18 protein-coding genes are annotated in these 16666 nt (G+C 68.7%); 11 read left to right on the forward strand and 7 right to left on the reverse strand.

The window, feature by feature from the left end; all coding sequences use genetic code 11:
- From CSC71_RS10220 to CSC71_RS10230, 3 genes are all read right to left on the reverse strand, one after another.
- Window positions 1–1299 (reverse strand): NupC/NupG family nucleoside CNT transporter, encoded by a 1299-nt coding sequence (locus CSC71_RS10220; RefSeq protein ID WP_162374275.1) that lies wholly within the window; start codon window positions 1297–1299, stop codon window positions 1–3.
- A 69-nt stretch (window positions 1300–1368) separates the two neighbouring features.
- On the reverse strand, window positions 1369–2505 hold the full coding sequence (locus CSC71_RS10225) for a GGDEF domain-containing protein (RefSeq protein ID WP_162374276.1): 1137 nt from the start codon (window positions 2503–2505) through the stop codon (window positions 1369–1371).
- Window positions 2506–2567: 62 nt separating this feature from the next.
- Window positions 2568–3140, reverse strand: a complete 573-nt coding sequence (locus CSC71_RS10230; RefSeq protein ID WP_211367963.1) for a TMEM165/GDT1 family protein — start codon at window positions 3138–3140, stop codon at window positions 2568–2570.
- 312 nt (window positions 3141–3452) lie between these two features.
- Here CSC71_RS10230 and hemP point away from each other — a divergent pair, with 312 nt between their 5' ends.
- On the forward strand, window positions 3453–3650 hold the full coding sequence (gene hemP, locus CSC71_RS15755; RefSeq protein WP_162374277.1) for a hemin uptake protein HemP: 198 nt from the start codon (window positions 3453–3455) through the stop codon (window positions 3648–3650).
- A 134-nt stretch (window positions 3651–3784) separates the two neighbouring features.
- Here the strand turns inward: hemP and CSC71_RS10240 are convergent, their stop codons facing one another.
- The 3 genes from CSC71_RS10240 to CSC71_RS10250 are packed head-to-tail and all read right to left on the reverse strand — an operon-like array spanning window position 3785 to window position 6383.
- Window positions 3785–5044: a PDZ domain-containing protein gene (locus CSC71_RS10240; RefSeq protein ID WP_162374278.1), complete on the reverse strand. Its 1260-nt coding sequence runs from the start codon at window positions 5042–5044 to the stop codon at window positions 3785–3787.
- 18 nt (window positions 5045–5062) lie between these two features.
- Window positions 5063–5809 (reverse strand): hypothetical protein, encoded by a 747-nt coding sequence (locus CSC71_RS10245; RefSeq protein ID WP_162374279.1) that lies wholly within the window; start codon window positions 5807–5809, stop codon window positions 5063–5065.
- Window positions 5802–6383 carry an RNA polymerase sigma factor gene (locus tag CSC71_RS10250; RefSeq protein ID WP_162374280.1) on the reverse strand — a complete coding sequence of 194 codons (582 nt, stop codon included), beginning with the start codon at window positions 6381–6383 and terminating at the stop codon, window positions 5802–5804. The genes CSC71_RS10245 and CSC71_RS10250 overlap by 8 nt, the downstream gene beginning before the upstream one ends.
- 196 nt (window positions 6384–6579) lie before the next feature.
- Between CSC71_RS10250 and CSC71_RS10255 the strand changes: the two genes are divergently transcribed.
- From CSC71_RS10255 to CSC71_RS10290, 8 genes are all read left to right on the forward strand, one after another.
- The gene (locus tag CSC71_RS10255) at window positions 6580–7539 is read left to right on the forward strand and encodes an SPFH domain-containing protein (RefSeq protein WP_162374281.1); all 960 of its coding nucleotides are present in this window, start codon (window positions 6580–6582) and stop codon (window positions 7537–7539) included.
- A 154-nt stretch (window positions 7540–7693) separates the two neighbouring features.
- Window positions 7694–8128: an NfeD family protein gene (locus CSC71_RS10260; RefSeq protein WP_162374282.1), complete on the forward strand. Its 435-nt coding sequence runs from the start codon at window positions 7694–7696 to the stop codon at window positions 8126–8128.
- Between the two features lie 65 nt (window positions 8129–8193).
- On the forward strand, window positions 8194–8553 hold the full coding sequence (locus CSC71_RS10265; protein WP_162374283.1) for a YbbD-related protein: 360 nt from the start codon (window positions 8194–8196) through the stop codon (window positions 8551–8553).
- A 102-nt stretch (window positions 8554–8655) separates the two neighbouring features.
- Window positions 8656–9288 (forward strand): cation efflux transmembrane domain-containing protein, encoded by a 633-nt coding sequence (locus tag CSC71_RS10270; protein ID WP_162374284.1) that lies wholly within the window; start codon window positions 8656–8658, stop codon window positions 9286–9288.
- A 189-nt stretch (window positions 9289–9477) separates the two neighbouring features.
- Complete coding sequence (gcvT, locus tag CSC71_RS10275; protein WP_162374285.1) at window positions 9478–10584, forward strand: glycine cleavage system aminomethyltransferase GcvT; 1107 nt, start codon at window positions 9478–9480, stop codon at window positions 10582–10584.
- A 91-nt stretch (window positions 10585–10675) separates the two neighbouring features.
- The gene (gene gcvH, locus CSC71_RS10280; RefSeq protein ID WP_162374286.1) at window positions 10676–11071 is read left to right on the forward strand and encodes a glycine cleavage system protein GcvH; all 396 of its coding nucleotides are present in this window, start codon (window positions 10676–10678) and stop codon (window positions 11069–11071) included.
- A 313-nt stretch (window positions 11072–11384) separates the two neighbouring features.
- Window positions 11385–11861, forward strand: a complete 477-nt coding sequence (locus tag CSC71_RS10285) for a hypothetical protein (protein WP_162374287.1) — start codon at window positions 11385–11387, stop codon at window positions 11859–11861.
- 42 nt (window positions 11862–11903) lie between these two features.
- Complete coding sequence (locus tag CSC71_RS10290) at window positions 11904–12284, forward strand: histidine biosynthesis protein HisIE (protein WP_162374288.1); 381 nt, start codon at window positions 11904–11906, stop codon at window positions 12282–12284.
- 137 nt (window positions 12285–12421) lie between these two features.
- On the opposite strand, the gene CSC71_RS10295 is transcribed toward CSC71_RS10290, so the two are convergent.
- Window positions 12422–13822 (reverse strand): serine hydrolase domain-containing protein, encoded by a 1401-nt coding sequence (locus tag CSC71_RS10295; RefSeq protein ID WP_162374289.1) that lies wholly within the window; start codon window positions 13820–13822, stop codon window positions 12422–12424.
- Between the two features lie 81 nt (window positions 13823–13903).
- Between CSC71_RS10295 and CSC71_RS10300 the strand changes: the two genes are divergently transcribed.
- Window positions 13904–14509, forward strand: coding sequence for a LemA family protein (locus tag CSC71_RS10300; protein WP_162374290.1), 606 nt, complete (start codon window positions 13904–13906; stop codon window positions 14507–14509).
- A 211-nt stretch (window positions 14510–14720) separates the two neighbouring features.
- Window positions 14721–16646, forward strand: coding sequence for a M48 family metalloprotease (locus CSC71_RS10305; protein ID WP_162374291.1), 1926 nt, complete (start codon window positions 14721–14723; stop codon window positions 16644–16646).
- The last annotated feature ends 20 nt before the right edge of the window (window positions 16647–16666 follow it).

Raw genomic sequence — 16666 nt, forward strand, 5'->3', positions numbered from 1 at the left:
TTAGCTGAAGTGGGTCAGCACGCCGGCGATCGTCGCGGTCATGAAGGTCGCGATCGAGCCGCCGAGCACCGCGCGCAGGCCGAAGCGGGCCAGGTCGTGGCGGCGGTCCGGGGCCAGGCCGCCGATGCCGCCGATCTGGATCGCGATCGAGCTGAAGTTGGCGAAGCCGCACAGCGCGTAGGTCGCGATCAGGCGGCCCTCCTCGCTCAATGCGACGCCGGGCGACTTGCCGTTCACGATGTTGGCCAGGTCGGTGTAGGCGACGAATTCGTTGATCACCACCTTCTGCCCGATCAGCGAGCCGACCGTGGTCGCGTCGGCCCACGGCGTGCCGATCACCCACGCGATCGGCGCGAGGACGTAGCCGAAGATCGTCGACAGGTTGGTCGGCTTGCCGATGACGCCTGCGATCCCGGTGACGTCGCCCAGCCAGGTCAGCGGCGCGTTGAGCAGCGCGATCAGGGCGATGAAGGCCAGCAGCATCGCGCCGATGTTCAGCGCCAGGCGCAGGCCGTCGCCGGCGCCGGCCGCGGCCGCGTCGATCACGTTGCTGGTGGTCTTCTCCACCTCCATCTTCACCGTGCCGCGGGTCAGCGGCTCGCCGGTCTCGGGGATCAGGATCTTGGCGATCACCAGCGTGGCCGGCGCGGCCATGATGCTGGCCGCGAGCAGGTGCTTGGCGTAGAACGCCTGCTGCACCGGGTCGCCGCCGCCGAGCATGCCGACGTAGGCGGCCAGCACGCCGCCGGCGATGTGCGCCATGCCGCCGATCATCATCGTGATCAGTTCCGACTCGGTCATCCGCGGGATGTACGGGCGCACGGTCAGCGGCGCCTCGGTCTGGCCGATGAACACGCTGGCGCAGACGCTGGTGGTCTCGGCGCCGGACACCTTCATCACCTTGGTGATCGCCCAGGCCATCGCCCGCACCACCATCTGCATCACGTTCAGGTGGTACAGCACGCCCATCAGCGCGGAGAAGAAGATGATGGTCGGCAGCACCTGGAAGGCGAAGATGAAGCCGATCTTCGAGGTGTCCATCAGGCTGCCGAAGATGAAGTTGCTGCCTTCGTTGACGAAGCTCAGCACCTTGACGAAGCCCCTGCCCAGCGCGTCGAACACGTCGCGCCCGCCCGGCACCAGCAGCACCAGCGCGGCGAAGCCGATCTGCAGGCCGACGCCGGTGCCGACCAGCTTCCAGTCGACCGCGCGCTTGTTGTTGGAGAACAACCAGGCGATGCCGACCAGCACCGCCAACCCGAACAGGCCGAAACCGACGCGCCCCAGACCTTCCAACATGCAGTTCCCCTGACCGGCAACAAAGCCCGCAGGGTAGTCAGGCGCGGTGGCGGCGTCCAGCGGCGCCTTTCAGGAGGTGCCCGCCAGCACCCGGTTGCGGCCTTCCAGCTTGGCCCGGCGCAGGCGCAGGTCGGCGCAACGCAGCAGGGCGGAGAGATCGGCGCCATCCCGCGGCCAGCAGGCGATGCCGGCGCTGAAGGTCAGGCGGATCGGCTCGGCGTCGTGCTCGGGCAGGAACGGCTGCGCGGCCACGTTGCGGCGCATCGCCTCCAGCCGCTCCCAGGCCAGGCCGGCCGGGAGCGGCAGCAGCAGGGTGAATTCCTCGCCGCCGATGCGCGCCAGCCATTCCTTCGGGCCCAGTTGCCCGCGCAGCACGTCCACCACGTGCCGCAGCGCGCGGTCCCCGGCCAGGTGGCCGACTTCGTCGTTGATCCGCTTGAAATAGTCCAGGTCGATCAGGCACAGCGCGAGTGCGTTGGCGCTGCCGGTCGCGGCGGCGAGCAGGCTCGGGAAGCGGTGCACCAGCCAGGTGCGGTTGGGCAGGCCGGTCAGGCCGTCGGTGCCCGACATTTCCACCAGGCGCTGCATGCGGTAGACCACGGTGGCGGTCAGGCCGGTCATCAGCCCGATCAGCACCAGCCGCTGGATCTGGTTGGCCGGGGTGGCGGTGCCGTATTCCACCGAAAACAGCTGGCCGGGATCGTCGACCGTGGCGAAGATGCACAGCGCGAGCAAGGCGTACTGGACCAGCGCCAGCGCGCCGGCGAACACGGTCAGGCGGCCGTCGTTGCGCAGCGCGGTCATGCAGATCGAGATCAGGTAGAACGCCCACACCACCATGCTGTTCAGGCTGGCCACCGGCGAACTCCAGGCCAGCAGCGCCAGCACCAGCGTGGTACTGGTGACGTCGTAGGCGGTGGTGGTCCAGGGCAGCCAGCGGTGGCGGCCGCGCTGGCGCGCCAGCGCGAGCCAGACATGCGCCATCGAGATCGCGAGCGCCACGCCGAACAGGCCGATCACCGTTTCCTTGGGCGTGCCGCCGGCCAGCGCATTGATCGACGGCAGCAACAGCAGCAGCCACGCCAGCAGAGCCCGCAACCGCGCCACCAGCAGTTCGCCGCCCGCGCCGATTTCCAGCATGACCGCGTCCGGGCGCGCCAGCAGGCGCCGCCAGAAGTCGCGCAGACCGGAGATCGTCTGGGACACGTAAGTTCCCCCCTTGCCGGCGCAGCATAGGCCTGCGCCGGCCTACCCTCAATCGCCGGCCGTCAGCCGATCCCGCGCCACGCCACCCACAGTCCCAACAGCACGAACACCGCCGCGGCGACCATCCGCGCCGGCTTCAGCGGCAGGCGGTCGGCGAAGCGATGGCCCAGCCACACCACCGGCAGGTTGGCGAGCAGCATGCCGACCGTGGTGCCGACCACCACCGGCCACAGCGGCTGGTATTTGGTCGCCAGCAACACCGTCGCGACCTGGGTCTTGTCGCCGACTTCGGCCAGGAAGAAGGCCAGCGTCGTCGCCAGGTAGGCGCCGCGCCGCGGCAGTTTCTCGTCTTCTTCGCCCAGCTTGTCGGGGACCAGCGTCCATGCGCCGACCGCGAGGAAGCTGGTCGCGACGATCCAGCGCAACAGTTGCGGCGACAGCCACTGGTTCAGGCCGACGCCGAGCCACGCCGACAGGCCGTGGTTGACCACGGTCGCGGTGAGGATGCCGAAGGCGATCGGCCAGGGCTTGCGGAAACGGGTGGCCAGCAACAGCGCCAGCAACTGGGTCTTGTCGCCGATTTCGGCCAGCGCAACGGTCGCGGTCGATACCGACAGGGCTTGCAGGGTCAGCATGGAATTCCCGGGGCCAGGCATTCGCGGACGCGAAGGCGGACGCCACGCGGCCCGGCCCGGGTACGCGCGACGCTCGCCTTCGGTCTTGCCCGGCAGCGAAGCGGCATGCTTCGGCCCCGCGCGCCACGGCGCCGCATGGTCCATGCGGCGAGCCGAGTGTGTTGACGCGCGGCATCCGCCAGGTGCCTGTGGAGGCGGGGCGGACGGGCTACTCCCCGGAGGTAAGTGCGCGAATTGTAGCCGGCCGCAGGGCTATTGACTCATGAATGAGAATTATTATCATTCTAATCGAGCCATTCACCGGATGCCCCCATGAGCGCCCAGCCCCACGCTTTCCCGTCGCCGGCCCGCAACGTTTCCCATTTCGCCGCGGTCCGGCCCCAAGCCGCCGAAGCGGTTTTCAGCAGCGAAACGCTGCTGCAGGGCCACCGCGAAATCCTGATCCGTCACGGCGACCGCGTTTACCGCCTGCGCCACACCAGCAACGACAAGCTGATCCTGACCAAATAAGCGTTGTCGGCTCGTCATTCCCCCTTCCGCGGGAATGACGGCGACATCAAAAGCCGAACCCTCTTCCTGGCGTGCTGCGCACGCATTTCCCTCTCATGCGGAGGAGAGAGGCAGGCCGATCGCCAGCGCTTGGATCAATCTCCCTTCGGCGCGACCGGCGGCACGGGCGAGGCGGGCGGGGCGGGTGGCGCCGGCAGTTCGCCATCGCCCCCGTCGCTCCACTCGAACACTTTGCCATCGTCGCCGGCAATCACCACGTGCCGTTCCGAACGGACGATGGGCGCCGGCGCAGCAGGCGGCGCGGGAGGAGCCGGCATCGCTGCCGTGTCCGGCGCAGGTGGCGCTGCGGGCGCGGCGGGCGGTGCCGGCGGCGACGGCAACTGGAGGCGGAACGGCACTGCCTTCGGCGCCTTGACGCTGGCGCGTTGCGACTTGCGGTCGCGCAGGAATTCGACTTCGATCGCGCTGCCGGCGGGCTTGGCGCGCAGGGCGGCCATTGCCTCGCGCGGCGTGTCCACCGGCTTGCCATCGATCTTCTGGATCACGTCGCCGGCCTGCAATTCGCCGAGGTCCTCGCCGCTGCTGATCACCAGTACGCCCTTGTCGGTTCCGAAATAGCGGCCCAGTTGCGGATCGATCGCCGCCAGGTTGAGGCCGCTCCAGCGGAAGGCTTCGACCAACGGTCCGACCTCGAAGCCGCCCTTGCCGTCGGGTGCGATGCGGTGGATTTCGGCAAAGGCCTGGTCGACCTGTTTCTTGATGGCGTCGCTGTCGGCCTTGAAGGCGCCTTCGATCCCACTGCCTTCGATTTCGATGGCCCCGTCCTTGCGGTGCCGGATGGAGACGGGGCCGGAGATCTTGGTGAGGCCGCCATCCGCATCATTGAACACGAAGACCCGGTCATCCAGTTTCGGCGTCGCGCTGACGGTCGCCATGCGGCCATCGCGCACGTAGCCGATCTTCACCGGCTTGTTTTCTTCCAGTTTTTCGAACAGGCGGAGCGCATTGTCGATGCGCAGCTGCGGGGTGTTGCCGAGGATTTCCGTCCCATTGAGGCTGACGATGCGGTCGCCGGCCTTCAATCCCGCCTTGGCCGCGGCGCTGTCCGGGGTGACGCCGCCGATGCGCACGCCGGCGGCGGCGTCGGGCGCCAGCACCACGCCGATGACCGGTCGCCGCGAGAACCGGAAGCTTTGCTGGACCTGTTCCATCGCCTGCGGCAGCGTGTCGCGGGTGAGTTCGGCCACGCGGCGCGCGGCGCGCGCCAGGTCTTCGCGCGCGGCGGCCAGTTCCTTGTCGGCATCGGCCGGTTTCGGCGACGACTGGGCGAAGGTTGCCCCGCCATCGAGTGCGAAGCAGGCCAGCAGGGCGGCGGCAAGTCGGGAAGTTTTCATTTGTGTCTCCTCGGGCAATCAGTAAACGGCCACCAGCTGCGCGTCGTAGCTTTCGCCCTGCGCGGCCAGCCAGCGTTGGGTACTTTCGAATCCGGCCAGCTGGCGCAGCGCGTCGACGCGCTCGCGCCACAGGTCGGTGCGGCGCGCGTCGTCCAATGCCGGCTCGGCCAGCGCGGCGTCGATCAACGCGACACGGGTTTCCAGCCGGTCGGCCAGTACCGCCGCCGGCCCGGTGGACACGCGGTCGTCGCGCATCCGCGCGAGCAGGCCCTCGAGTTGCGCGGACTGCGTGTACAGCGATGCGAGCGCGGCCGCATCGTTTGCCGGCGCCTTCGCGACCGGCGTCGGCGCCGTTTTCGGCTTCGCAGTCGTGCGGGCGACGCGTGCGGGCGAGGGAGCCGGTTCGACGGCCGGGCTTTCGCCGGGGGATTCGACGGCCGGGTCCACGGGCGACTTGTCCGCGCTCGCAACCGGCGCGTCGGTTGCCGGCTGCATGGCCACGCTCGGCGGCGTTTCGTCGCCGCGCGGCAGTCGCGCGAACGGCAACGCGATCGCCAGCGCCACGGCGGCGGCCAGCGCCATCCACAACGGGCGACGATTGCGCTTCGGCCCCGTGGCCGGACGCAGCTCGGCCGCGAGCTGCGCCCATGCGTCGCGCGGCGGCGTTTCCAGCGGCAGCGCGGCGAAGGCCTCCGTCCAGTTGCGCGGTTCGTCGCGGCGGCCATTGCCGGGCAGTTTGTCGTGGGGCATGCGTTCGTCAGGCATGAGCCGGTTCCTCGATCTGGAGCAGGGCGCGCAGGCGGCGGGTGCCGCGCGCCAGTTGCGACTTGGAAAAGCTGGGCGTGCGTTGCATCAGCGTGGCGATTTCGTCGTGGGTATAGCCTTCGGCGTGGTACAGCCACAGCACGCTGCGGGTGGCGGCGGGCAGTTGCGCCAGCGCGCGCTGCAGCAGCGCGGCGTCGGCGGCGGCTGGCGGCAGCGGCGCCAGGTCCTCGCCGAAGCGGTCCTCGTCGTCGGTGCCGGCTTCCAGCGCCTGCACCCGCCCGCGCCGCAGCCGCATCAGCGCTTCGTTGACCGCGATCTGGCGAAGCCAGCCCCAGAACGGGCTGCCGCCGTCGCCGCGGTAGCTGCCCACCTGCCGCAGCAGCTTGAGCATGGTGTCCTGCAGTACCTCCTGCGCCTCCTCGCGGTCGCCGCAGATGCGCAAGGCGAGGGTGAACACCGGCCGCTCGAAGCGCCGGTACAGCTGTTCGAACGCCTCCGCCTGGCCGTTGCGCGCGCGGGCGAGCAGGGCGGCGGGAACGTCGATGGCGAAGCTGGAGCGGGGCGGCATGTCCATGTAGATGCGGCGGGCGGGAAAAGCGTCGCAGCGGATTTCCCCTGCGGTGGTGGGGCCGGGCCGGGAGGCGGCGCATGGCCGTTGCGGGAAATCTCCGCCTCCGACCCGCCCCCCCCACGACCTCCCTTTGCCGTCGCAGGGAGAGGGGCAAAGCGCGCCTATAATCGATCCGAACAATCAGGAAAGGGGAAAGTTCATGGGGATCAGCGCATTCGTCGTCGCCGCCATCGTCGTCTTCATCATCGTCACCTTCTTCAAAGGGGTGCGGGTGGTGCCGCAGGGCTTCGAGTACACGGTCGAACAGTTCGGCAAGTACACCCACACCATGTCGCCGGGCCTGCACTTCCTGCTGCCGTACGTGCAGGGCATCGGCCGCAAGGTCAACATGATGGAACAGGTGTTCGACGTGCCTTCCCAGGACGTGATCACCAAGGACAACGCGGTGGTCAAGGTCGATGGCGTGGTGTTCTTCCAGGTGCTGGACGCGGCCAAGGCGGCGTACGAGGTGGCGAACCTGGACCAGGCGATGATCGCGCTGGTGCAGACCAACATCCGTACCGTGATCGGCTCGATGGACCTGGACGAATCGCTGAGCCAGCGCGAGACGATCAACGCGCGCCTGCTCGGCGTGGTCGACCACGCGACCAGTCCGTGGGGCGTCAAGGTCAACCGCATCGAGATCAAGGACATCCAGCCGCCGCGCGACCTGGTCGACGCGATGGCGCGGCAGATGAAGGCCGAACGCGACAAGCGCGCCTCGATCCTGGAAGCCGAGGGCTCGCGCCAGTCGGAAATCCTGCGCGCCGAGGGCGAGAAGCAGTCCGCGATCCTCGAGGCCGAAGGCAAGCGCGAGGCCGCCTACCGCGAGGCCGAGGCGCGCGAACGCCTGGCCGAGGCCGAGGCCAAGGCGACGCAGATGGTGTCGCAGGCGATCGCCCAGGGCGACGTGCAGGCGATCAACTACTTCATCGCGCAGAAGTACGTGGAAGCGTTCAAGGAGCTGGCCACGGCGCCGAACCAGAAGTTCGTGCTGATGCCGATGGAAGCCAGCGGCGTGATCGGCTCGCTGGCCGGTATCGCCGAACTGGCGAAGGACGCGCTGGGCAAGCAGCAGGCGGCGATCGCGGCCAGGCCGCCGCGGGTGCCGGGGGCGTAATTTGTTCTGGCCCCGTTCGCCCTGAGCGTAGCGCCGAAGGCGCGAAGTCGAAGGGTGCTTCGACTTCGTCCGCTGCGCGGACTACGCTCAGCACGAACGGGTTCTGGGCATGGGCGGGTTGGATCGAACACGAGTCCACGAGGAAACCGAAACGATGAGCTTCAAATTCGCATTCTGGGCGGTGCTGGCGTTGCTGCTGTTCGCGGCGGAGACGATGGCGCCGGGCGCCTTCATGCTGTGGTTCGGCTTCGCGGCCGCGGCGATGGCGGTCGTGGTGCTGGCGCTGCCGGGACTGGGCTGGCTGGCGCAGGCGATCCTGTTCTCGGTGTTCGCGGTGATTTCGGTCGGGATCTACGTCAAGTGGTTCCGCGGCAAGGGCCGCGCCAGCGACAAGCCGTTGCTGAACCGTCGCGCCGACCAGCTGGTCGGCGAGGTGGCGAAGCTGGAACAGCCCATCGTCAGTGGCCGCGGCGGGCGGGTGCAGATTGCCGACGCGTTCTGGTCGGTCGAGGGGCCCGACCTGCCGGCCGGCTCGCTCGTCCGCGTCGTGGCGACGGACGGGATGACGTTGAAGGTGCAGGAGGCGTGACGCGATGTTTCAGGCTGTTGTCGCTATTTGCGGTAGTAGTGTTTGCCTCGTCATGTACGAACGACGTGTTTGATTCGTCGTTCACAACATCTGAAGAGGCTAAGCTTGCCGGGATGATGCGAGCAGGATGGATCCCGGATTGGATCCCGTCGGAGGCACGAAATTTGCGTGAAGTGCACAACGTCGACACAAACGAAAGTGCATTGGTCTTTCGCGTGCCCACCAGCACGAAATGGCAGCCGCCGGAATCTTGCCGCGCAACTGAAGAAGGCAAGATCTACAAGCCAGTCTTCAAGCGCGGTTGGATACCGGACGAATGGCTAGGTTTCGATTTCTATGATTGCTGGAAGCATCCGGGCTCTCCTGCGCTGGCGGTCGAGCGAACAGGGCAACGCGTACTGTTCTGGCGTACGATTCCCTGGTGACGTTTTAGGTGCTGTAGGCCGGGGCTACGCCCCCGGCGCACGCGATCCCTAGGGGCATGGTGCGTCGACCGCGTAGGGCCGACCTACGGTTGAGCACAAAAGATGAGCGATTGCTGCGGCCACTGCCAAGCCGACGTCCAGCGTATGCAGGCGAAGCAGAAGCGCGTGCTGCTGGTCGTGCTGTTCATCAACCTGGCGACCTTCGCGATGATGGTCGCCGCCGCGTGGCATTCGCGCTCCTCGTCGCTGCTGTCCGGCAGCCTCGACAACCTGGGCGACGCCGCCACCTATGCGCTCAGCTTCCTCGTCGTCGGCGCCGGCCTGAAGGCCAAGGCCCGCGTCGCCCTGCTCAAGGCCGCGCTGATCCTCGCCGCCGCGCTGGCCGTCGCCGCGCAGATCGTCTGGCGCCTGCTCGAGCCGGCCACGCCGCTGTTCGAGACCATGGGCATCGTCGGCGCCCTCAACCTCGCCGCCAACGCCTTCTGCCTGTGGCTGCTCCGCCCGTACCGCGACGGCGACATCAACCTTGCCTCGGCCTACGAGTGCTCGCGCAACGACATCCGCGAAGGCCTGGCCGTGATCGCCGCCGGCATCGGCGTCTGGCTGTTCGGCGCCGGCTGGCCCGACCTGCTGGTGGCCGCCGCGCTGCTGGTCATGTTCCTGCGCTCGGCATGGCGGGTGTTCGGTGCGGCGCTGCGTGCGCTGAAGGAAACGCCGGTCGCGCCGCCGGCGTGATGTTCCAGGCATCACGCACGAAGCCCCCCTCCTTTGCAAAAGGGGAATCGAGGAGGGGATTCGCCGCTCGCCGCATCCCGTGAAATCCCCCGCCATCCGCGCTGCGGACGACCGCGTCCTCTTCCATGGGAGGCGCAAGCCGGGTCCGGTCTGGGATAATGCCGCCTTTCTCTCGCAGACCCGGACGCCATGACCCAGAAGACCATCCTCAACGACACCCACCGCGCCCTCGGCGCCAAGATGGTCGACTTCGGCGGCTGGGACATGCCGATCCACTACGGTTCGCAGATCGACGAGCACCACCAGGTCCGCCGCGACGCCGGCATGTTCGACGTCAGCCACATGACCGTGGTCGACCTGCATGGCGCGCGCACCCGCGAGTTCCTGCGCCGGCTGGTCGCCAACTCGGTCGACAAGCTGAAGGCGTCGGGCAAGGCGCTGTACACCGCGATGCTGAACGAGCAGGGCGGGGTCATCGACGACCTGATCGTCTACTTCATGGCCGAGGACTTCTTCCGCCTGGTCGTCAACGCCGCCACCCGCGACAAGGACCTGGCGTGGATCACCAGGCAGGCCGCGGCCTTCGACGTGAAGGTGACCGAGCGCGCCGACTTCGCGATGGTCGCGGTGCAGGGCCCGAACGCCCGCGCCAAGGTCCTCGGCCTGCTGCGCGAGTCCGACCGCGCCGCCGCCGACAAGCTGTCGCGCTTCGCCGCGGTCGAGGTGCAGAGCGCCGACGGCGTGCCGCTGTTCGTCGCCCGCACCGGCTACACCGGCGAGGACGGCTACGAGATCGTGCTGCCGCAGGAGGCCGCGGTCGCGTTCTGGAACGCGCTGCTGGCCGCCGGGGTGAAGCCGGCCGGCCTCGGTGCGCGCGACACGCTGCGCCTCGAAGCCGGCATGAACCTGTACGGCCAGGACATGGACGAGGCCACCACGCCGTACGAGGCGGCGCTGGCGTGGACCGTATCGCTCGACGAGGGACGCGACTTCATCGGCCGCTCCGCGCTGGAGGCCCAGAAGGCCGCCGGCGTGCCGACCCAGCTGGTCGGCCTGGTGATGGACGAGAAGGGCGTGCTGCGCCACGGACAGAAGGTGCTTACCGCCAATGGCGAGGGCGAGATCCTCAGCGGCACCTTCTCGCCCACGCTGGGCAAGGCGATCGCCTTCGCGCGCGTGCCGGCCGGCGCGCCGGGCGCGGTGCGCGTCGACATCCGCGGCAAGGAGATCCCGGTGCGCGTGGTCAAGTTCCCGTTCGTCCGGGACGGCCAGCCGCAGCCCGGCGTGCTCGGCTGAGCACGCTTTACCGGCGCGCTTCGTCCGTTAAACTAATTCCACCGCCCCCGACCCGCGCACCGCGGGCCTACGAAAAAACTGGAGCACCCCGATGAGCGAGATTCCCGGCGATCTCAAATTCCTCAAGTCCCACGAATGGGCCCGCGTCGAGGGCGACGGACGCGTCACCGTCGGCATCTCCGACCACGCGCAAGGCCTGCTCGGCGACCTGGTCTACGTCGAACTGCCGGCCGTCGGCGACCACGTCGACGCCGGCGCCGCCTGCGCGGTGGTCGAGTCGGTGAAGGCCGCCTCCGACGTCTACAGCCCGCTCGCCGGCAAGATCGTCGAGGTCAACTCGGCGCTGGCGGACAAGCCGGAAACCATCAACGAGGACGCCTACGGCGAAGGCTGGCTGTTCGTGCTCGAGGCCGACGATCCGGAACAGGCCAACGACCTGCTCTCGCCCGACGACTACGCCGCGTTGCTGGAGGAAGAGGAACACTGAGGCCGGCGCCGCCGCCGCGCGCAAGCGCGGAGCGAGTCACGAAACCCGCGTCGCCAGGCGCGGGTTTTTTCTTGCCGGCGCGTCGTGCGCGCGCTGCGCGTCGGCGTCGTTCGGGTGTCTCCGGTACCGCCCGGGCGGAAGCCGAGGCGGCGCGAAGTTTGCGCAAATCGGCGATCGGGGGCGTTGTGCGACGCCGAAACCCGGAACTTTTTTTCGTGGTCGCGTCAGCTCGGGTTTATGCCTTCCGGGGCGTCGCGTTCGCGTCGAGCGCGACGTTCGCGCGCGCCCGGCGCGACACGCCTTCGCGCAGCGCATGCGAAAAATCTTCGGGAAAAACGCGCTTTTCTTTTCGCGCTTCGCGTCGTCGATCGCATGCGCGCGATCGATGCGCGCGCGCATGCGCTTCCGCGCCGGCGCGTCGGTCGAGGTTCGCGGCCGACCGGCAGCGCCGGATTTTTTTCCAAAACTGTTGACACCTGAAAAAAGCGTGATTAGGTTTCGCCCCAGCAGAACTTTCCTGCGGAAGCAAGTGAGCCGGGTCATCGCGACGAAACGGACAACGAAACGGCCAGCCGCCCGTACCCTGACGAAGCAGTACGAAGGCTTCGCTTCCCCCGAAAAAACCCCGAACCGAATCCAACGCAGCACCCGCGCCGTCCGCGTCGCGGGTGTTTTCGCATTTGTAGAGGGGCGTGTTTCAGCCCCCACCGAATCCGTTGCGGCGCGCCTGGCGCGTCGACGGCTGCCGCCGGGTCCGACTCCCGCGGCGCTTTTTGCTACTGGGCCTTGAACCCGTTGTACAACCCATAGTTCATTGACGAGGAGCTATCACATGGCAACCAAGAAAGCCGCCAAGAAGAAACCGGCCAAGAAGGCCGCGAAGAAGGCCGTGAAGAAGGCCGCCAAGAAGACCATGAAGAAGGCCGCCAAGAAGAAGCCGGCCAAGAAGGACGCGAAGAAGGCCGCCAAGAAGACCGTGCGGAAGGCCGCCAAGAAGGCTGCCAAGAAGGTCGCGAAGAAGGCCGCCAAGAAGGTCGCGAAGAGGAAGCCCGCGAAGAAGGCCGCCAAGAAGGCTGCCAAGAAGACCGTGAAGAAGGCCGCCAAGAAGGCCGCCAAGAAGAAGCCGGCCAAGAAGGCCAAGAAGGCGAAGTCCAAGAAAAAGACCAAGCCTGCCGCTGCGGCCCTCCCGGTCACCCCGGCACCGCTGATCTAAAAACAACCCCGAAATACCGTAACACCCGAATGAACTCTCTCCCCGGTTGCCCAGCGGGGGGAGAGTTTTTTTTATGGGTGTCCGAAGACGCCGACCAGGCGGCCCGGGCCCGGGCGGCGTGGGCCGCCTGCCGGGGGTTACTGCGGCGAAGCGGTCGCGCGGTTGGCGGCCGAGCCGCTGGCGTTGTCCCTGTCTTCCGCAGGCGCGGTCGATTCGGCCAGCATCAGGTCGTCCTCGTCGGGCAGGTCGAGCCACTGCTGCGCGGGCAGGCCGAGCGCGCGGTCGAGGATCGTCGGCAGCAGGCCCGAAGGCAGGTGGCTGCTGCTGTTCCACAGGATCGCCACGCCGAAGTCGCGCTCCGGCAGCATCGCCAGCATGCCGCGGTAGCCCTGCACCGCGCCGGCATGGAAGACCAGCGGATGCCCGGCGTAATCGTAGACGCGCCAGCCCAGCGCGTAGCCGGCCGACTGCACGCGCGCATGGCGCCAGCTGGTGCGCATCTCGCCCGGCGTGGAAATCACCGGCGCGTGCAGCGTGGCCAGCAGCGGCGCCGGCAGCACGTCGGGGCGGTGCCCGGTCTGCGCGATCAGCCACTGCGCCATGTCGCTGATGCTGGCGTTGATGCCGGCGGCGGGCGCCAGCCGGTAGTAGGCGGGCTTGGGCGTCAGCGCGGTCCAGCCGTTGCGGTTGCGCACGTGCGGACGCGCCCAGCGCGGGCTGGATTCGATGCCGGCCAACCCCATGCTGGCGTCGTTCATGCCCAGCGGCTTGAACAGGCGGCGCTCCACTTCGCGCTCGTAGAAGTTGCCGGTGCTGGCGAACACCACGTCGCCGATCAGGCTGAAGGCCACGTTCTGGTAGGCGTAGCACTGGCCCGGCGCGCAATCCAGCGGCGCGCTGGCCAGCTTGTGCGCCACCGTGTAGTAGGCGGCGTTGTTCTCGATGTCGCGGTCGAAGGCGTTGTGCACGCGCAGGCCGGTGCGGTGGCTGATCACGTCGGCCACGGTCAGCTGGCGGGTCGCGGCGGGGTCGTTGAGCCGGAAGCCGGGCACGTAGTCGACGACCTTGCTGTCCCAGCGCAGCGCGCCGTCGTTGACCAGCAGGCCGGTCAGGGTGCCGGCGAAGCCCTTCGACAGCGAAGCCAGGCGGAACACGGTGTGCGCGTCGACCGACTGCGGCGCGGACACGTCGGTCACGCCATAGCCGCGCGCGCTCAGCACGCGGCCGTTCTGGACGATGGCCAGGGCCAGGCCGGGCACGCGCCGGCCGACGGTCAGCTGCTGCGCCATCCTTTCGAACGCGGCCACGTCGAAACCGGCCGGCAGCGATACCGGCGGCTGGCTGGACAGGCTGGTGCGGTACGGCATCGGCCGGGTCGGCGATTCGGGGTGCGCGGTCACGCTTTGCGTGGCCGCCGGCTCCGGTTGCCGCCATTGCAGGCTAGTCTGCGCCGTGGAGGTGAGCGCCAGCGGCAGCATCGCGCCGAGCAGGGCAGGCCGCCAGGGGCGCAGCGACCGTCGCTTGCGGTTGTCTTTCATGGTTCGTGGGGCCTGCGTAAGCTGGGTCGTGCCGGATGATAGCGCCGGATTTTCCTATTGCACCAAATCAGGAGAAGTTAAATGGCCATCTTGTTCACATTGCTGGCAATTCTGGTCGTCGTGGCGCTGTTCGTCCTGCTCTGGGGCGTCGGCATCTACAACGGCCTGGTGACGGCGCGGAACGCATTCAGGAACGCCTTCGCGCAGATCGACGTGCAGTTGCAACGCCGCTTCGACCTGATCCCGAACCTGGTGGAGACCGCGAAGGGCTACCTAGCCCACGAGCGCGAGACGCTGGAGGCGGTGGTGGCGGCGCGCTCGGCGGCGCAGGCGGGCCTGGCCGCGGCCAAGGCCAAGCCGGGCGATCCGCAGGCGATGGCGCAACTGGCGGCGGCGCAGGGCCAGCTGAACGCGGGGCTGGGGCGGTTGCTGGCGGTGGCCGAGGCGTATCCGGACCTGAAGGCGAACCAGAACATGATGCAGCTGACCGAGGAGCTGACCAGCACCGAGAACAAGGTGGCGTTCGCGCGGCAGGCGTACAACGACAGCGTGATGGCCTACAACAACAAGCGCGAGGTATTCCCGTCCAGTTTCATCGCGGGGGCGTTCAACTTCGCGCCGGCGGCGTTGCTGGACATTCCGGCGGACAAGGCCGAGGTGCGCGAGGCGCCGAAGGTGAAGTTCTGATCGGGTTTCTTCTCCCCGCGAAGCGGAGAGAAGGCGCCCGAAGGGCGGATGAGGGGCGCGAGTGTGGGTGAGCACGCTCTTGACGTTGTTTTTGCTGTTGTAGGGCCGAGCTAGCTCGGCTGCTCCTGATCTTCCGTCCCGGAACGAAAGGTAGCCGAGCGAGCTCGGCTCTACAAAGCCGGCCGGCAACCGAAACCGACGAACCGACCACATGAACTTCTTCGAACGCCAGGCCGCCGCGCGGCGCAATTCGACCCGGATGGTGGTGCTGTTCGTGCTCGCCGTGGCCGGGATCGTGGTCGCGGTGGACCTGGGCGTGCTGCTGGTTTTCGGCATGCAGCTGGAAAGCCCCGGCGGCGCGGTGGCGCTGGTCGCGCTGAGCAGCCTGGCCACGCTGGCGGTGATCGGGCTGGGCTCGCTGTACCGGATCGCCTCGCTGCGCGGCGGCGGCGAGGCGGTGGCGCTGCAGATGGGCGGCACGCCGGTGCCGGAAGATGCCAGCGACTTCAACCTGCGCCGGTTGCGCAACGTGGTCGAGGAAATCGCGATCGCGTCCGGCGTGCCGGTGCCCAGGCTCTACGTGCTGGAACACGAGGCCGGCATCAACGCCTTCGCCGCCGGCTACGCGCCGGCCGACGCCGCGATCGCGGTGACCCGCGGCGCGCTGGACAAGCTCAACCGCGACGAGCTGCAGGGCGTGATCGCGCACGAGTTCAGCCACGTCCTCAACGGCGACATGCGCCTGTCGATCCGGCTGATGGGCGTGCTGTTCGGGATCATGATGCTGAGCATCATCGGCGAGCGCGTGCTGGTGCACGGTCGCGGCGGCCGCGGTCGCGGCGGCGGCGCGGTGCTCGGCATCGCGCTGGTCGCGCTGGTGGGCGGCGCCATCGGCCTGTTCTTCGGCCGGCTGATCAAGGCCGGCGTCAGCCGCCAGCGCGAATCGCTGGCCGACGCCTCGGCGGTGCAGTTCACCCGGCAGACCGCCGGGCTGGCCGGGGCGCTGAAGAAGATCGCCGGCCTGCACGATGGCTCGCTGCTGACCGACAAGGGCAAGGCCGAGGAAGTCAGCCACATGCTGTTCGGCCAGGGTTTCGCGATGTCGAAGTGGTTCGCCACCCATCCGCCGATCCTCGAGCGCATCCGCGCGCTGGAGCCGTCGTTCGGCGCGGAGCGCCTGCAGCGGCTGTCCGCGCACTGGCTGAAGGCGCCGCCGAACGGCTTGCAGGAAGACGTCGCGCTGGGCCTGACCGGCCCGCATCCGGGCAGCATCAATGCGCCGCCGCCCTTGCCGCCGGTAGACGCCGCGCTGGTGCTGGCGCCGGCCAGCGTGACCGCGCAGGTCGCCACCCCGGACGCCGACGACTATCGCCGCGCCGATGCGATCGCCGCGGCCATCCCCGACGCGTTGCGCGGGCTGGCCGCGCGCCGCGAGGCGGCGATGCCGCTGCTGCTGGGCCTGCTGCTCGACGACGACGAGGCGCTGGCCGCGCGCCAGCGCGGCGAGATCGGCGCGCGCCAGGGCGCGGCCATGGCTGATTACGCGGGGCGCATCCACGAGCAGCTGATCGCCGAACTGCACCCGATGGTGCGCCTGCCGCTGGCCGCGTTGACTTTCCCGGTGCTGCGGCTGCGGCCGCGGCCGGAGCTGGATGCCTTCATCGACACCGTGCACGCGGTGGTCAACGCCGACGGTCGCGTGTCGTTGTTCGAATACTGCCTGGGTCGCCTGCTGGAAACGCAAGTACGCGAATCGCTGGATCCGGCGCGCTATGCGCGCTTCGGCCGGCGCAAGCCGGGCGCGGTCAAGCACGAGCTGGCGACGCTGCTGGCGGTGGTCGCGCAGGCCGGCAACGCCGACGAGGCGGCCGCGCGCCGCGCCTACCTCGCCGGCCTGCAGCGCGTGCTGCCGAACGAACACGTGGCGTACGCGCCGCCGGCCGAGGGCGTGCGTGCGCTGGACGACGTATGGGAAGCGCTCGATGCGCTGGACCCGCTCGCCAAGCAATTGCTGGTCGAGGCGGTCGCCGCCGCGATCGGCCACGACGACCGCATCGCCGTGGCCGAGGCCGAGCTGCTGCGCACGATCTGCGGCGTGCTGCATTGCCCGTTGCCGCCGATGCTGGAAAAGGGCTGACGGCCGGTTCCCTGCGTCGC

Origin of the sequence: Pseudoxanthomonas sangjuensis, assembly GCF_010211755.1 — a bacterium.
Lineage (GTDB): Bacteria > Pseudomonadota > Gammaproteobacteria > Xanthomonadales > Xanthomonadaceae > Pseudoxanthomonas_A > Pseudoxanthomonas_A sangjuensis.